Consider the following 14,553-nt stretch of genomic DNA (forward strand, 5'->3'; position numbering starts at 1 on the left):
CCGTCCTATGCTAGGCCCATGAGCCGTGCGCCGCCGGCGAGCACGCGGGCGCGCACCTCCGTGCTCTGCTGATCCAGCGCGGCGAGGGCCTTGGCCCCTTCCGCATCGCCGATCTCGAACGGAAAATCGGTGCCGAAGACCACGCGCTCGGGACCGACCAGATTCAGCAGGAAGTCCAGCACGGTGGGGTGCGCCACCACCGTGTCGTAATAGAGCTGGCCGAGATAGTGCGATGGCGGCCGGCAGATGTTGGCGCGGCACGCCGGGTTCGCCTCATAGAGCGGCGCCTCATAGGCGAGGTCGAGGCGGCCGGCGAGCATGGGCAGCGTGCCGCCGCCGTGGGCCAGCACGAGCTTCAGCCCCGGATGGCGCTCCAGCACGCCGGAGAAGATGAGGCGCGCCACGCACAGCGCGGTCTCGGACGGCCAGCCGACGAGCTGGAGCATGGTGAAGCTGCCGAAGGCCGGCCGGTCCACGCCGGAGGTGGGGTGCATGAACACGATGCAGCCCTGCCGCGCGCATTCCGCCCACATGTCTTCGAAGGCCGGATCATCGAGTGGGCGCCCCGCCGCCGAGGTGGGCAGGGCGACACCCACATGGCCCTCATCCAACGCGCGGCGAATGGCGTCCGCGCAGCGCTCGGGCTCGGCGATGGGAGGCACGGCGAGGCCGCCGAGCCGCTGTCCGCCGTCCCGCGCGGCGGCGAGCGTCTGCGCATTGAGCCGCCGCGCGAACGCGCCGTCCGCCGCCCAGCCGGCATGGGAGACCACGCGCGGCGGCGGCGAGACGAGCTGGAGCGAGATGTTCCGCCGCGTCAGGCTTTCCAGCCGCCCGGGCATGTCGAACAGCAGCGGATCGAGCGGGCCGTAGCCGGCGAAGCGGAAGCCTTCGGGACAGGTCTCGATGCCGAAGGCGCCCTCCCGCGCGAGTTCGCCGAGGAAATCGCGCGAGAGGGTATGGGCGTGGACGTCGACGATCACGGGAAGGGCTTGCGCGGATAGACCACCGGCGCCGCCGCGATGGCCGCGGGATAGACCGGCACGGCCTTGCCGCCCTGCACCTGCGCGACCACGGCGGAAGCCTTCACATCGACGCCGGCATCGTTGAATTTCACCGGGCCGAAGAAGGTTTCGGTGTCGAGCTGGAGCATGGCCTCGCGCACTTTCACCGGGTCGATGCTGCCGGCCTTCTCGATGGCGAGCTGGAGCGCCAGCGCGCCCGCCGTGCCGGCGGCGGTGATGTAGGTGGGCGTCTCGCCGTTGAACTGCTTCTTGAAGGTCTCCACATAGGTGGCGCTGTCCGCCACCACCGCGCCCTTGTAGGTGAGCGCCGGGTCCCAGATCTGCACGCCGAACAGGTCCTCCGCCGCCGGGCCGAGGGCGTTGAGGAAGTCCGGGATACCCACCGCGAAGGCGAAGCCGATCAGCTTGGGGTTCACCTTCAGCGTCTGCAGCGTCTTGATGAGCAGGATGGAATCCTGGACGTAGCCGGTGAGGATCAGCACGTCCGGGTTGCTCTCCTTCAGCGCGGTGGCGACGGAGGAGAGGTCGGCGGAGCCCTTCGGATACTTGGTGGTGTAGACCACCTTCAGGCCCTCGGCCTCCGCCTTCTTCTGGGCGGCGCCGGCGAACACGTTCGGGAACAAGTCGTCAGGCCCGGCGATGGCGATGGTCTTGGGCGGCTCCTTCACCGTCTTCAGCAGCGCCAGCATCGGGTCGAGGGTGGTGGAGGCGAGGGGCGCCGGGCAGAAGATGTATTTGTAGCCGCGCTGGTAGAGGCTGTCGGCCGTCGCCATGGGGGTCATGGTGATGACCTTGTACTTCTCGCTGATCGCCGCCGTGGCGGTGGCGATGCCCGAGGAATACGGGCCGAGGATGAAGCCCACGCCGTCCTCGGTAATCAGCTTCTCGGTGAGGCGGGCGGAGGTCTGCGGCTTGCTCTCGTCGTCGTAATAGATGACCTCGACGGGCATCTTCTTGTCGCCGACCTTGATGCCGCCGGCGTCATTCACCAGCTTTTCCCAATAGGCATAGCCGTTCTTCAGGAGATGCCCCTCGCGGGCGAAGTTGCCGGTGAGGCTGACGGCGGCGCCGATCTTGATCTTGTCCTGCGCGGCGGCTGTGCCCGCGCCGAGAAGGGTGGCAAGGCCGAGGGCGGCCACGCTCTTCACCAGAGTTCGTCTGTGCATCATCTCGCTCCTGCTGGTCCGGAAGGTTTGGTTTTGTGGATGTCTCAGGCGGATGCGGCGGTGCCGGGCACGAAACGCCCGAAGCCCGGCGCGCCGACGAGCTTGCCGTCCTGCGCGACGATGGTGCCGCGCACGATGGTGTGGGTGGCCGCGCCCTTGGTGGCCATGCCCTCCCAGCTGGAGAAGCCGGTGCGCGAGAGCATGTCCTCATTGCGGAAGACACCTTCGCGGCTCATGTCCACGATGGTGAAGTCGGCATCCGCGCCGGGCTGGATCACGCCCTTGCGGGGAAAGATGCCGAAGCGCCGGGCGGGGGCCTCGGCGGCGAGGCGGGCCACGTCGTTGAGGGTGAGGCGCCCTTCGTTCACGGCGTTCATCAGCAGCGGGATGTATTCCTGCGCGCCGGTGACACCGAGCGGCACCGAGAACAGGTCTTTCCAGCCCGGGTCCACGTCCTCCTTGGTATGGGGGGCGTGCTCCAGCACGATCATGTCGGCGGTGCCGTCCTTGATGGCGTCCCAGCCGGCCTCGGGGTCGTAGGCCCAATTGTAGGTGCGCGGCCCCACCTTCTCCATCTGCGCCCGGCTCATGAACATGGTGCCGAGCTCCAGCTCGCACGACACGTCCTGCCCCAGGTCATACTTGGCGTGGTGGATCATCTCGTTGGCGCCCTTGGGCATGACGCCGAGATGCAGCACGTGCAGCTTCACCCCGCAGATGCGCGCGTAATAGAGCGAGGCCGCGAGGCCCGCGACCATGCCGTGGCCGTACATGTAGCCCTTCGAGAAGCTCTCGTGATAGGCCATGGCATCGGTGCGGCCCTTGTCGATGTAATCGCGGAAGGTGAGCCGCTTGCACCACTCAGGGTCATCGTGGTGAACCGAGGCGACCAGCCCCATGTCCCGCGTCGCCTCATACAGCTCGAACAGGATGCCGTGGTCGAGCACGCCGAGTTCCGAGATGTAGGGATAGACTTCCTTGATGTGGCGCGTGTTGAAGATCTTGATGCCGATGGCACCCGCCTTGGCCAGCGCCTCCACCGTGCGCGGATAGAGTCCGCCGCCATAGAGCGCGTAGTCCACATGGGCCTTGGGCGCGACCAGCGCCTTCTTCATCTCATAGTCTTCGAGCGTGGTCGGGTGCGGCGTGTTGTTGGTCATGTCGATGCACATGGTCACGCCGCCGACCGCCGCCGCCGCGGAGCCGGTCTGGAAATCTTCCTTGTAGGTGTGGCCCGGCTCGCGGAAGTGGCAGTGGACGTGCCACAGGCCCGGCAGCACGGCGAGCCCCTTGGCGTCCACGCGCTTCGCTGCCTCCGTGAACGGTCCGCCGATGGCGACGATCTTGCCGTCGAGCACTGCGATGTCCGCCTTGTAGGAGGAGGACGGCGTGTGGATCGTGCCGTTTTCGATCACGAGGTCATAGGGTCGGGACACGTCACGCTCTCCGAACAGGTCAGTTGAGGCCGAGATAGGCGGCGCGGATGTCCTCGCGTCGCAGGAGGTCGTCCGCCGGGCCGTCGATGGTGATGCGGCCGGTGTCCAGCACGTAGCCGCGGGTGGCGATCTCCAGCGCGAGGCCTACGTCCTGCTCCACCAAGAGCACGGTGATGCCGCGCTCGCGGTTGACCTGGCGCACCGCGTCCGCGATGCGGTCGACGATCACCGGGGCGAGGCCCAGCGACATCTCGTCGATGAGCAGGAGGCTCGGGCGTGCCATCAGCGCGCGGCCGATGGCACACATCTGCTGCTCGCCGCCGGACATGAGGCCGGCGAGCCGTCCTTCCAGCCGAACCAGCTCCGGGAAGAGCTGGAAGACGAAGGCGAGGTCATCCTCCTCGCCTTCCCGGCTCGGGCGCGCGGTGGCGCCGAGCTTGAGGTTCTGGCGCACGGTGAGGCCGGCGAACAGGCGCCGGCCCTCCGGCACCATGGCGATGCCGCGCCGGGCGCGCTCATAAGGCTTCAGCGGGTTCAGGTCCGCGCCGGCGAAGCGCATCTGCCCTGAGCGCACCGGGATGAGGCCGGTGAGGGCGCGCAGGAGCGTCGTCTTGCCGGCACCGTTCGCGCCGACGAGGGCGACGATCTCGCCCTCCGCCATGTCGAAGCCCACGTCCCACAAGACGCGGCTGTCACCATAGGCCACGGCGAGGCCTTCGACCGAGAGAAGGCTCATCGCACGCCTCCCGCAGCCGCGTGGGCCTTGGCGAAGCGCTGGCCGAGATAGGCCTCCACCACCTTGGGGTCGGACACCACGTCGTCCGGCACGCCCTCGGCGAGCTTGGCGCCGAAGTTCAGCACCATGATGCGATCGCAGAGCGCCAGCACCGCCTTCATCACATGCTCGATGACGACCACGGTGAGGCCGGCCTGCTTGAGGCTCTTCACGAGGTCGATCATGCGTTCGATCTCCGTGTGGTTGAGGCCCGCCATCACCTCGTCGAAGAGGATGATGCGCGGCCCCATGGCGAGGGCGCGCGCCACCTCCAGCCGCTTGCGGTCGGCGAGGGTGAGCTGCGGCGGCATGAAGGCGGCCTTGGGGGCGAGACCGGTGCGCTCCAGCGCGGCATCGGCCGCGGCGAGCCACGCCTCGCGGGTGCGCAGCCGTGCATGGCCGAACATGGCGCCGATGGCGACATTCTCCCGCACGCTCATGGCCTTGAACGGCTGCACGATCTGGAAGGTGCGGGCGATGCCGAGGCGGGAGAGGCGATGCGGCGGCAGGCCGGTCACGTCCTCCCCGGCGAAGCGGATCGAGCCGCCATTGAGCTTGTAGACGGCGGAGATGGCGTTCAGCAGCGTGGTCTTGCCGGCGCCGTTGGGGCCGATGACGCCGAACACTTCGCCCTCTTCCACACGGAAGGAGACGCCGGCCAGGGCCTTCACGCCGCCGAAGCGGATTTCGAGGTCGTTCGCCTCAAGCAGCGCCATGGCGCGACCTCCACCGCTGGATCAGGGAACGCCCGGCCACCAGCATCCCGTTGGGGGCGACGAGGCAGATGACGACGATGAGCACGCCGAACACGATCTGGTGCGCCTGCAGGAAGCCGCCCCACACCAAAGTGGAGAGGAATTCCAGCACGAAGGCGCCCAGCACCGGCCCGATCACCGTGCCCATGCCGCCGAGGATGAGCATCATGTAGGCCTTGACGCCGATGGCGGGATCGAACGCGCTGGCCGGCTCGATGAAGGTGATCCAGAAGGCCCACACGCCACCGGCGAAGCCGGTGATGCCGGCGGAGATGGCCCAGGCGGCGACCTTGGTGGCGGTGGTGTCGATGCCCATCACCCCCGCCGCGCGCTCGCCATCGCGGATGGCCCGCAGCGCATAGCCGAAGGGCCGGGTGAGGATGAAGGCCACCAGCAGGGTGGAGACGACCATCCCGGCCAGCATCACCAGATAGATGGCGCGGTAGAGCGGCCCCGGCGGCAGGTCCGAGAGCGGCAGCGGCAAGCCCTCGGCGCCGCCGGTGACGCCGCCCACCTGGATGACCAGCTGGATGGCGGCAAGATTTAGCGCGACGGTGGCGATGGCGAAGTAGTGCCCCCTCAGGCGCAGGATGGGCCAGCCGATGATGCCCGCCACCAGCGCCGAGAAGGCAACGGCCGCGACGAGCGCCACGGGAAAGGGCGCCCCCAGCGTCATGGCGACGCCTGAGGCATAGGCGCCGAAGCCGAAGAACACCGCATTGCCGAAGGCATGGTAGCCGGTGAGGCCGACGATGACGTTCAGCCCCTGCGTGACCGTGGCGTACATGAACACGGTCGTCAGCACCCGCAGCCAGTAATTGTTGAGGGCGAGGGGCGCGAGGGCGAGGACGACCGCGCCGGCGGCGAAGAACGCCCAGAAGAGAAGCGCGCGGCGCCGCGCGCCCGAGGGGGGAGAGGGGGAGATCATGCGTGCTCCCCGAAGAAGGCGCGGCCGAATAGGCCCTGAGGCCGCAGCGCGAGCACCAGCAGGAACAGACCGAAGCCGACGATCTCCTGATAATTGGCGCCGAGGAAGTAGCCGGCCCAGGCCTGTACCAGCCCATAGATGAAGCCGGCGACGATGCACCCCTCCACCGATCCGATGCCGCCCAGCACCGTGATGACGAAGACCGCGCTCAGGAAGGTGACGCCCATGCCCGGCATCACCGGAAACAGCATGGAGGCGAGAGAGCCCGTGGCACCGGCCAGCGCCGCGCCGGCCCCGGCGGTCAGCGCGTAGATCCGCTCGGGATTGATGCCCATGAGGGAGGAGACCTCCCGGTCGAGCGCGGTTGCGAGGATCATCTGTCCGGCGCGGGTGAAGCGCAGGAAGGCGAAGAAGGCGATGCCGAGGGCGATGGAGAAGCCAGCCGCGATGAGGCGCACCACCGGCACGAGAATGCCGAAGATCTCGATGGAGCTCGCCGCATAGGACGAGTTCACCGAGCGCACGTCGGAGGTGAAGGCGATGGAGACCGCATCCACCATCACCAGCTCGATGCCGAAGGTCACCACCAGCGACAGCAGCAGGCTGGTGCGGATGATGCGGTTCAGCACCAGCACCTGCAGCGCATAGCCCAGCGCGAACATCGCCACCATGGACACCGGGATGGAGGCGATGGGGTCAAGCCCCGCGAACCGGAACAGGCCGTAGGTGATGTAGGCCCCCAGCATGATGAAGCCGGTGTGGGCGAGGTTGATCACCCCCATGACGCCCCAGACCATCGAGAAACCGATGGTGGCGATGCCGTAGAGACCGCCCAGCAGCAGCCCGTTGGCGGTGGCTTGCCAAAGCACCGTTACCCCTCCAAATCGTTGATTTTGCGATGTTATATGCTTGACGGAAGGCTTATTTATACATATTTTATGCAAAATAAATCGAGTCATGCAACAACGATGTCTGAACGAAACGCACAAAGAAGCCGCACCCGTGCCTCCGCACGCGGCAGCCTTTCGGCGCCGGCCGTCCCCAAGGCCGGAATCTCCAAGGGGGGGTCGAGCGAATTCGCCTATCAGGTGATCCGCGCCGAGATCGTCTCACTGGCGCTTGCTCCCGGCTCGGACCTCGACGAGGCGGCGCTGGTGAGCCGCCTCGGCCTCTCGCGCACGCCGCTGCGGGAGGCGCTGGTGCAGATCCTGCCCAATCGCGGCACGCGCGTCGCGCCCATGGGCTGGAACGACATTCGCGAGCATCTGGAGGCCTTCGACCTCTCCCAGCGCCTCGTCACCCGATGGGCTGCCCTGCGGCGGACCGAGGCGCAGATCGCCGCCATCGACGCCCAGCGGGAGGCGTTCGAGGCGGCGGCGGCGCAGCGGGATTCCGAGGCCATGCTGGAGATCAACTGGCGCTTCCATGCCGCTATCGCCGCCTGCTGCCGCAACAGCGTGGTCGAGCGCTTCTATCTCCAGCTGCTCACCACCAATTTGCGCATCTCGCGCCTTGCCATGACCTACGACTGCTTCGCGACCGAGGAGGCGTACGACGCGCACATCGGCAACATCATCCGCGAGCACCGCGAGATGGTGGAGGCGATCCGCGCCCGCGATGCCGACCGGGCCGACGCGCTGGGCAGTTCCCACGCCGGGCTCGCGCGCAAGCGCGTGTCCGAATGCCTCACCCAGAGCATGCTGTCGGACATGGAATTGCCGCTCGGCGGCGCGCCCGACAGCCTCGCCTGAATTTCAGAAGGAGAAGCCCGCATGTGCGAGGTCTGCGCGATCTTCGGCGCCGGCGAGCACTGGAGCGATTTCGCCCGGCAGCGCGACGCGCGTTTCCCGTTCGAGGACATCCTGCACTACCGGGCGGAACGCCGGCGGCGCATCGCCATGCTGAATGCGCTGGTCGGCCCGCTCGGCCTCGTCTGCGAGGACTGGGACGGGGAGGCGCTGGCGCTCACCGACGCGCGCGGCCGCACCAAGATCGCGCCGACCCTCGGAGACGTCTGGCCCATCGCGGAAAGTCTCTCGGGTCGCGGCATCGACCCCTTGTCCGAGGATTTTATCGCGCCCGCGCGGGAGGCTCCGGCCCATGGATGAACGCCTGCCCCTGATCGTCGTGACCGGCTTTCTCGGCTCGGGCAAGACGACCCTCATTCGCCGCTTCATCGAAACGTCGGAGGGCGGCGATTCCGGGCTCATGGTCAACGAGTTCGGCGAGGCGGGCGTCGATCATCGCCTGCTGGTGCATGCCAGCGAGGCGATGGAACTGATCGACGGCGGGTGCCTCTGCTGCGCCCGCCGCTCCGATGTCGCCAAGGCGATGCACGATCTGGTGCGCATGGCGAAGGACAGTTCCCGGGCCGGCGGCGGCTTGCGCCGAGCCATCCTGGAAACGTCGGGCCTTGCCGACCCGGCTCCCGTCATCGCGACCCTCGCCCGTGACCCCTGGCTGAAGGCGCATGTGCGCCTCGCCTCCGTCGTGGCGGTGGTGGACGCGGTGGCGGGCCTGCGCAATCTTGAAAACCGGCCGGAGGCGCGCCGGCAGGTGGCCATCGCCGATACGGTGGTGATCACCAAGGGCGACATGCGCGCCGCCGAGCCGACGGCCCACCTCGCCGCGGCGGTGCGCGCCATCTCTCCCGACGCGCGCATCCTCGACATTCAGGACGAGACGTTCCGGCTGGGCGACGTGCTGGCCGGGCGAGAAAGCCTGCATGCCCCGCCGTCGCCATTCCTGGCCGATGCGCCGGAGCATGATTCCGAGGTCTCCTCCTTCACGCTCCCCATCGAGGGGGCGCTGGACTGGCCGGCCTTTACGCTCTGGCTGTCGGCGCTGCTCCACGCCCATGGCGACCGCATCCTGCGGGTGAAGGGGCTGCTGCGGACAACATCCTCTAACAGGCCGCTGGCCATCCACGGCGTGCAGCATGTGATGCACCCGCCGACGCACCTCGGCGCGGACGACGGCGGGCCGTCCTTCCTCGTCTTCATCGCCCGCGGCATCCGCAAGGCGGAGATCGAGCGCAGCCTCGCCCGCGCGCTCGATCTGTGTCAGGCGGGCTCCCACATGTCGGACCCTGCGCGGCAGGCGGTGGCTTTCCGCGAAGGCATCGCCCCGGCGGCGTGAGGAGTGCCGGGGCCAGTCCTCGGGCGCGTCAGTTCTCAGGCGCGCAAGTCCTCAGGCGCGGTTATCGGCGACCGCGCTCCGCACCTCGTGTTCGATGAGGTGCCAGATGCGATCCACCAGCGCGCCGAACGCCTCGTGGCGCTTCACTTCCAGCGCGCGCGGGCGCGGCAGGGGGATCGGGATTTCCTCGCGCACCGAGCCGGGCCGGGCGGAGAAGACGATCACGCGGTCCGAGAGGAACACCGCCTCGTCGATCTGGTGGGTGATGAGCAGCACGGTGGTGCCGCTCCTCTGCCAGATGTTGAGCAGCTCCGTCTGCATGATCTCGCGCGTTTGCGCGTCGAGCGCGGCGAAAGGCTCGTCGAGAAGCAGGATCTTCGGATTCACCGCCAGCGCGCGGGCGACGTTCACGCGCTGGCGCATGCCGCCCGAGAGCTGGTGCGGATAGTGCTGCTCGAAGCCCTTCAGCCCCGCCATGTCGATGAAGCGCTGGGCGGTGGCGTGGGCATCGCGCTTGGGCGTGCCGGCGATGGTGAGGCCGTAGGCGACATTGTCGATCACCGGCTTCCACGGCAGGAGCGCATCCTGCTGGAACACCATGGCCCGGTCCGCGCCCGGGCGCGTCACCGTGTGGCCGGACACCTTCACCACGCCGGAGGAGGCTGGCAGGAGGCCGTCGATGATGCGCAGCAGCGTCGACTTGCCCGATCCGCTCGCCCCAACGATGGAGACGAACTCGCCTTCGCGGATAGAGAGGTTGATGTCGCGCAGCGCCTCCACGGAGGGCTTGCCCGTGCGCTCGAAGACCTTGTTGATGCCTTCGATGGAGAGAGCCTGTGCCATCTGGTTCACGGGGGTCACTCCCTGGTTCATTCTTGCCGCCACGGCGCGAGCCGGCGTTCCAGCCACTCGAAGAAGATGCTGCCCATCAGGCCGAGCGCGCCCAGCATGATGACGTAGGCGAGCAGCGTCGCGGTGTCGAAGCTCTGCCCGGCGGCGAGGATCGCGAAGCCGAAGCCGGCGAACGAGCCGAAGAATTCGGCGATGATGATGGCCACCAGCGCCCGCGCCCAGGCGACGCGGATGCCGGAGACGATGAACGGCACCGCGAAGGGCAGCGTCACCGTGGTGAACACCTGCCAGCGCGACGCGTTGAACGAGCGCGCCGCCTCGATGAGGTTCTTGTCGGTCGCCTTGAGGCCGGTCTCGGTCGTCACCAGCACCGGGAAGATGGTGAAGATGGTGACGAGCACGAACTTGGAGGCGAAGCCGAGCCCGAGCCACGCGATGAACAGCGGCGCCAGCGCCACCAGAGGCACCGAGTTCAGCGCCGTCAGCATCGGCCCGGCGGTGAGCGCCAGCAGCCGGCTCGACGCCAGCGCGAGGCCGATGGCGACGCCGATCAGCACCGCCACCGGGAAGGACGCCGCCACCGCGCTCACGGTGGCAAGCGCGTTGGTCCACAGCGCCCCGTTGGCGCTCTCCTTGGCAAGCGCCTGGAAGACCTCGGCCGGCGGCACCAGCAGCAGCTTGTTGGTGACCACATAGGTCGCCAGCACCTGCCAGACCGCCAGCACGAAGGCGAGCGAGATGAGCATCCGCAGGATGCCGGCCGCGCGCGAGCGCCCTTCGAGGAAGTCGTAGACGCTGCGCCAGAAGGGAGCGGCGGCGGTCATTCCGCCGCGGCCTTGTGCGCGTGACGGGCGGTGGAGACGGCCTGCTTGCCGTAACCCTTCTCGCCCACCACCTTGCCGTCCACATAGATGGTGCGGCCGCGCAGGATGGTGCGCACCGGCTTGCCCTTGAAGCGGCGGCCGGCATAGGGGCTCCAGCCGACGAGGGAAAGCACGTCCTCGTCGCGCACCTCATATTCGGTGTCGAGGTCCACCAGCACGAGATCGGCGTCGAAGCCGGGCTTGATCTCGCCCTTGCGGTCGAGCCGGAACAGGCGCGCCGGGCGGGTGGAGGTCGCTTCCACCACGCGCTCCAGAGGCAGCTTGCCCTCGGTGGCGGCTGTCAGGAACATGGAGAGGTAGAACTGGGTCGAGGGCGTTCCGGTGTGCGCCTTCCAGCCGTCGGTCCAGCCGATTTCCTTCTCCTCGCGGGTGTGCGGGGCATGGTCGGTGGCGATGATGTCGATGGTGCCGTCGCGCACGCCTTCCCACAGGCCAGGCACGTTCTTCTCCGGCACCCAGTAGGAGAGCGCATAGGAGCCGAGGCGCTGGATCGCCGCCCATTCGCAGCCGAGGAACAGCGCCCAGGGATTGAGTTCGCACGTCACCTTCTGGCCGCGCGCCTTGGCCTCGCGGATGAGCTGCACCGAGCCGGCGGTCTGGGTGTGCAGGATGTGGAGATGGCAGCCCGCCGCCTTCTGCAGGCGCAGCAGGGTGGCGATTGCGGTCTCCCAGATCACGCCGTCATGGGCGGCGTAGGCCTTGGCGTAGGCGAGGGCGTCGCGCTCCCCGCGCGCCCAGAACTCCTGTTCGATCACGTCCATCAGGGCCTGATCGTGGGGATGGATCATGAGCGGCACGTCCTGCGCGGCGGCTGCCTGCATGATCTCCAGGATCTTGCCGTGGTCGTGCACGCCGATGCCCGGCATGTGCGGATAGGAGCGACCGGTGTCCACCACCATGAAGAATTTGAAGGCGGCGATGCCGGTCGCGGCCATCCCCGGGACTTCATCGAGGATGGTGGGGGCAGGGTTGAAGTTCCAGTCCACCACCGCGTCGCGCTCATAGATGGCGAACTGCTTCTCCAGCAGGTCCAGGGTGTTGGGCGGCGGGGTCACGTTGGGCATGGCGACCGAGGTGGTCACGCCGCCGGCGGCGCACTGGAGCGTCGAGGTGTAGATGGTGTCCTTGTATTCGAAGCCCGGCAGCGAGCCCTCGCGGTGGTGCGAGTGCATGTCGATGACGCCGGGCAGGATGGCGAGGCCCTTGGCGTCGATCACCTCGGCGGCGGCGGGCTCCAGCCCCGGCTCGAAGATGCCGGCGATGGCCCCGTCCTTGATGCCGATGGAGGCCTCGAAGCGGCCGTCGGCGGTCACGACGAGGCCGTTCTTGATGATGGTGTCCACACTACTCTCCTGAGGACGAGGCCCGCGCGGGCCGATTTGAAAGTGAAGGGCCGGCGGCGCGTCAGGATGCGAGATCGAGCGCCACGGGGCGGGTGCGGATCACGTCCAGCACCTCGGTCACGTAGGCCTGCGACAGGCCGCGGGTGATGAAGACGATGCGCGAGCCCGCCATGCCCTCCGGCCAGGCGGCAAGCTCGACCGGCGGCGAGAACAGCCGCTGAACGGCCTGCACCACCACCGGCCTGGGGCGGCCGGCGATGGCGAGGATGCCCTTCACCCGCAGCAGATCGTCGCCATGGGCGATGACCAGCGCATCGAGCCACGCCGAAACGTGCTCCCAGTGCAGGGGCTCCTCGAATGCGAGGCAGAAGGAGCCGATGTCCTCCCGGTGGGTCACCGGGTCCGCCGCCTCGAAGGCTTCCGCGCGCAGCCAGGCGCGCACTTCGCTGGGGCGGGTGTTGGGATCGGCGGGGTCGATGCCGTCGAGCAATGTCGGCTGGGCAAGATGCGTGAGCGAGGAGCGATGCAGCCGCGCGCCGGGGGACAGGCCGGCGATGCGGGCTTCCAGCGGGGCGAGGTCGCTGCCCGCCAGATCGGCCTTGGTGAGCACCACCTCGTCGGCGACGCCCACCTGCTTGCGGGCCTCAGCGTGGCGGTCGAGCGTGCCCATGCCCTGCACCGCGTCCACCGCCGTCACCACCCGCCCGAGGCGATAGGCGCGGGCCACGGGGAAGGTGATCAGTGCCTGGATGACCGGGCCGGGATCGGCCATGCCGGTGGTCTCGATGATGACCCGCGCGAACGCCTTCACCTCGCCGCGGGCGCGCTTCTCGGTGAGGTCGCGGAGCGTCTCCACGAGGTCGCCCTTCACGGTGCAGCACAGGCAGCCGGTGGACAGCTCGATGGTGTTGTCCGAACTCGCGGCGATGAGGGCATGGTCGATGCCGATCTCGCCGAACTCGTTGACGATCACGGCCGCGTCGCTCAGCGCGGGATCCCGCAGCCACCCGTTGAGCAGGGTGGTCTTGCCCGATCCGAGGAAGCCGGTGAGCAGCGTCACCGGCGTCCGCATGTCGCGAAAATGGGCCATGGTGCCGGCTCCCCTCGGGCTCACTTGCCGGCGATGTAGCTCGGGTCGTAATAGCGCTTGAGGTCGAAGGCCTGGGTCTGGGGATCGCCCCCCACGGCCGTGTCGATCTTGTAGAGGTTTTCGAGGCCGGCCGCCTTCACGGCGAGATCGGCGGGGATCGCCTTCTGCTCCTTCACGATGAAGGCGTAGGAATCCTCCACCACGTCGCGCGGCGTCTTGGTGTAGGCGGCGAGCACGTCGATGGCCGCATCCTTGTTGGCCGGGTCGTCGATGAAGGCGGCCGCCTCTTTCAGCGCCTGCGTCAGCGCGATCGCCGCAGGGCGGGTGGCGGGGGCTTCGCCCCAGGACTTGTTCAGCACGAGGGGCGTCTGCACATAGGGCTCACGATAGACATCGAGCAGCACGGCGCCGTCGCGCCCCGCGAGGGTGTCGAAGGGGGCGATGAGGAGCGCGCCCGCGACCTGCCCGTTGCCCATGGCGATGATGCGGTCGCGCGAGTTGGCAATGGACACCATCTGCGCGCCGGCCGGGTCCACGCCCGCCTGCTTCAGCTGAAATTTCAGGAGGTTGGCCGTGCCGCCCTTGACCGCTCCGGCGGTCAGCGGCTTGCCGGCGAGATCCTTCACCGAGGCCGTGCCCTTGGCGCCGTAGAGGCGCAGGATGGTCTTGTCGAGCACCGCGCCGGCGATGATGACCGGGGCGCCCTTGTCGATGGCGCGCACCGCGAGGTCGCCCAGCGAGATGCCCGCGTCCGCGCTGCCCGATGCGACCGCCTGCAGCAGCGCCGGGCTGTCCGACGCGCGCAGTTCGCGCACGGTGATGTTGCGCTTGTCGTAGAAGCCCTTTTCCACGGCGATGGCGTGCAGCCAGAGCAGGGCGCTGGGGGCGAGGACCGCGAGCTTCACCTCGGTCTTCGGAGCGCCCTGCGCAGCGGCGGGCGAGAAGGGCAGGGCGGTTGCGCAGCTCAGGGCGAAGGTCGCCGCCAGAGCGGCTGCGAGGCGGCGTGTCACGACGCGCGTCATCATCTCTCTCCGGGAAGAAGGACGCGTCTTACCGCGCGTCACCTGAACCAAAGAGTGCTCGATCTCTCGCGGAGCTTCAAGCATAATTCGCAGCAATTGGGAATTTTGTGAAATTCCCGGTCAATGATATAACGTATCATCG

15 protein-coding genes are annotated in these 14,553 nt (G+C 68.2%); 3 read left to right on the plus strand and 12 right to left on the minus strand.

Annotation, left to right across the window (positions count from 1 at the left end; all coding sequences use genetic code 11):
• Positions 1-5: 5 nt before the first annotated feature.
• Genes J2126_RS19440 through J2126_RS19470 form a run of 7 tightly spaced genes read right to left on the minus strand, consistent with a single transcriptional unit; the run spans position 6 to position 6,951 of the window.
• Entirely contained in the window at positions 6-980 is a 975-nt protein-coding gene (locus J2126_RS19440; RefSeq protein WP_209488499.1) for an amidohydrolase family protein, read from the minus strand.
• Positions 977-2,188, minus strand: a complete 1,212-nt coding sequence (locus tag J2126_RS19445) for an amino acid ABC transporter substrate-binding protein (protein WP_209488500.1) — start codon at positions 2,186-2,188, stop codon at positions 977-979. Before J2126_RS19445 ends, J2126_RS19440 begins: the two co-directional genes overlap by 4 nt.
• Positions 2,189-2,232: 44 nt before the next feature.
• Positions 2,233-3,624 carry a dihydroorotase gene (locus J2126_RS19450; protein ID WP_209488501.1) on the minus strand — a complete coding sequence of 464 codons (1,392 nt, stop codon included), beginning with the start codon at positions 3,622-3,624 and terminating at the stop codon, positions 2,233-2,235.
• A gap of 19 nt (positions 3,625-3,643) precedes the next feature.
• Positions 3,644-4,360, minus strand: coding sequence for an ABC transporter ATP-binding protein (locus J2126_RS19455; RefSeq protein WP_209488502.1), 717 nt, complete (start codon positions 4,358-4,360; stop codon positions 3,644-3,646).
• The gene (locus J2126_RS19460; protein ID WP_209488503.1) at positions 4,357-5,115 is read right to left on the minus strand and encodes an ABC transporter ATP-binding protein; all 759 of its coding nucleotides are present in this window, start codon (positions 5,113-5,115) and stop codon (positions 4,357-4,359) included. The genes J2126_RS19455 and J2126_RS19460 overlap by 4 nt, the downstream gene beginning before the upstream one ends.
• Positions 5,102-6,082: a branched-chain amino acid ABC transporter permease gene (locus tag J2126_RS19465; RefSeq protein ID WP_209488504.1), complete on the minus strand. Its 981-nt coding sequence runs from the start codon at positions 6,080-6,082 to the stop codon at positions 5,102-5,104. Before J2126_RS19465 ends, J2126_RS19460 begins: the two co-directional genes overlap by 14 nt.
• Positions 6,079-6,951, minus strand: a complete 873-nt coding sequence (locus J2126_RS19470) for a branched-chain amino acid ABC transporter permease (protein WP_348634349.1) — start codon at positions 6,949-6,951, stop codon at positions 6,079-6,081. Before J2126_RS19470 ends, J2126_RS19465 begins: the two co-directional genes overlap by 4 nt.
• A gap of 99 nt (positions 6,952-7,050) precedes the next feature.
• On the opposite strand from J2126_RS19470, the gene J2126_RS19475 reads away from it, so the two are divergent.
• Genes J2126_RS19475 through J2126_RS19485 form a run of 3 tightly spaced genes read left to right on the plus strand, consistent with a single transcriptional unit; the run spans position 7,051 to position 9,220 of the window.
• Positions 7,051-7,833, plus strand: coding sequence for a GntR family transcriptional regulator (locus tag J2126_RS19475; protein WP_209488506.1), 783 nt, complete (start codon positions 7,051-7,053; stop codon positions 7,831-7,833).
• 21 nt (positions 7,834-7,854) lie between these two features.
• Positions 7,855-8,190 carry a hypothetical protein gene (locus tag J2126_RS19480; RefSeq protein ID WP_209488507.1) on the plus strand — a complete coding sequence of 112 codons (336 nt, stop codon included), beginning with the start codon at positions 7,855-7,857 and terminating at the stop codon, positions 8,188-8,190.
• Entirely contained in the window at positions 8,183-9,220 is a 1,038-nt protein-coding gene (locus J2126_RS19485) for a CobW family GTP-binding protein (protein WP_209488508.1), read from the plus strand. The genes J2126_RS19480 and J2126_RS19485 overlap by 8 nt, the downstream gene beginning before the upstream one ends.
• Before the next feature lie 51 nt (positions 9,221-9,271).
• On the opposite strand, the gene J2126_RS19490 is transcribed toward J2126_RS19485, so the two are convergent.
• The 5 genes from J2126_RS19490 to J2126_RS19510 all read right to left on the minus strand — a co-directional run bounded on the left by J2126_RS19490 (position 9,272) and on the right by J2126_RS19510 (position 14,411).
• The gene (locus J2126_RS19490; protein ID WP_245328025.1) at positions 9,272-10,063 is read right to left on the minus strand and encodes an ABC transporter ATP-binding protein; all 792 of its coding nucleotides are present in this window, start codon (positions 10,061-10,063) and stop codon (positions 9,272-9,274) included.
• A 26-nt stretch (positions 10,064-10,089) separates the two neighbouring features.
• The gene (locus J2126_RS19495; protein WP_209488510.1) at positions 10,090-10,896 is read right to left on the minus strand and encodes an ABC transporter permease; all 807 of its coding nucleotides are present in this window, start codon (positions 10,894-10,896) and stop codon (positions 10,090-10,092) included.
• Positions 10,893-12,299, minus strand: a complete 1,407-nt coding sequence (locus J2126_RS19500; protein WP_209488511.1) for a dihydroorotase — start codon at positions 12,297-12,299, stop codon at positions 10,893-10,895. Before J2126_RS19500 ends, J2126_RS19495 begins: the two co-directional genes overlap by 4 nt.
• A gap of 61 nt (positions 12,300-12,360) precedes the next feature.
• Positions 12,361-13,389, minus strand: a complete 1,029-nt coding sequence (locus J2126_RS19505) for a CobW family GTP-binding protein (RefSeq protein ID WP_209488512.1) — start codon at positions 13,387-13,389, stop codon at positions 12,361-12,363.
• Between the two features lie 20 nt (positions 13,390-13,409).
• Positions 13,410-14,411, minus strand: coding sequence for an ABC transporter substrate-binding protein (locus tag J2126_RS19510; protein ID WP_209488513.1), 1,002 nt, complete (start codon positions 14,409-14,411; stop codon positions 13,410-13,412).
• Between the last annotated feature and the right edge of the window lie 142 nt (positions 14,412-14,553).

This window comes from Xanthobacter flavus (genome assembly GCF_017875275.1).
GTDB lineage: Bacteria > Pseudomonadota > Alphaproteobacteria > Rhizobiales > Xanthobacteraceae > Xanthobacter > Xanthobacter flavus_A.

What these genes read in the sequence shown, in the direction of transcription:
- J2126_RS19445 (WP_209488500.1), bottom strand. Translation starts at nt 2,188, where the DNA reads ATGCACAGACGAACTCTGGTGAAGAGCGTGGCCGCCCTCGGCCTTGCC.
- J2126_RS19455 (WP_209488502.1), bottom strand. Translation starts at nt 4,360, where the DNA reads ATGAGCCTTCTCTCGGTCGAAGGCCTCGCCGTGGCCTATGGTGACAGC.
- J2126_RS19460 (WP_209488503.1), bottom strand. Translation starts at nt 5,115, where the DNA reads ATGGCGCTGCTTGAGGCGAACGACCTCGAAATCCGCTTCGGCGGCGTG.
- J2126_RS19465 (WP_209488504.1), bottom strand. Translation starts at nt 6,082, where the DNA reads ATGATCTCCCCCTCTCCCCCCTCGGGCGCGCGGCGCCGCGCGCTTCTC.
- J2126_RS19475 (WP_209488506.1), top strand. Translation starts at nt 7,051, where the DNA reads ATGTCTGAACGAAACGCACAAAGAAGCCGCACCCGTGCCTCCGCACGC.
- J2126_RS19480 (WP_209488507.1), top strand. Translation starts at nt 7,855, where the DNA reads ATGTGCGAGGTCTGCGCGATCTTCGGCGCCGGCGAGCACTGGAGCGAT.
- J2126_RS19485 (WP_209488508.1), top strand. Translation starts at nt 8,183, where the DNA reads ATGGATGAACGCCTGCCCCTGATCGTCGTGACCGGCTTTCTCGGCTCG.
- J2126_RS19490 (WP_245328025.1), bottom strand. Translation starts at nt 10,063, where the DNA reads ATGGCACAGGCTCTCTCCATCGAAGGCATCAACAAGGTCTTCGAGCGC.
- J2126_RS19495 (WP_209488510.1), bottom strand. Translation starts at nt 10,896, where the DNA reads ATGACCGCCGCCGCTCCCTTCTGGCGCAGCGTCTACGACTTCCTCGAA.
- J2126_RS19505 (WP_209488512.1), bottom strand. Translation starts at nt 13,389, where the DNA reads ATGGCCCATTTTCGCGACATGCGGACGCCGGTGACGCTGCTCACCGGC.
- J2126_RS19510 (WP_209488513.1), bottom strand. Translation starts at nt 14,411, where the DNA reads ATGACGCGCGTCGTGACACGCCGCCTCGCAGCCGCTCTGGCGGCGACC.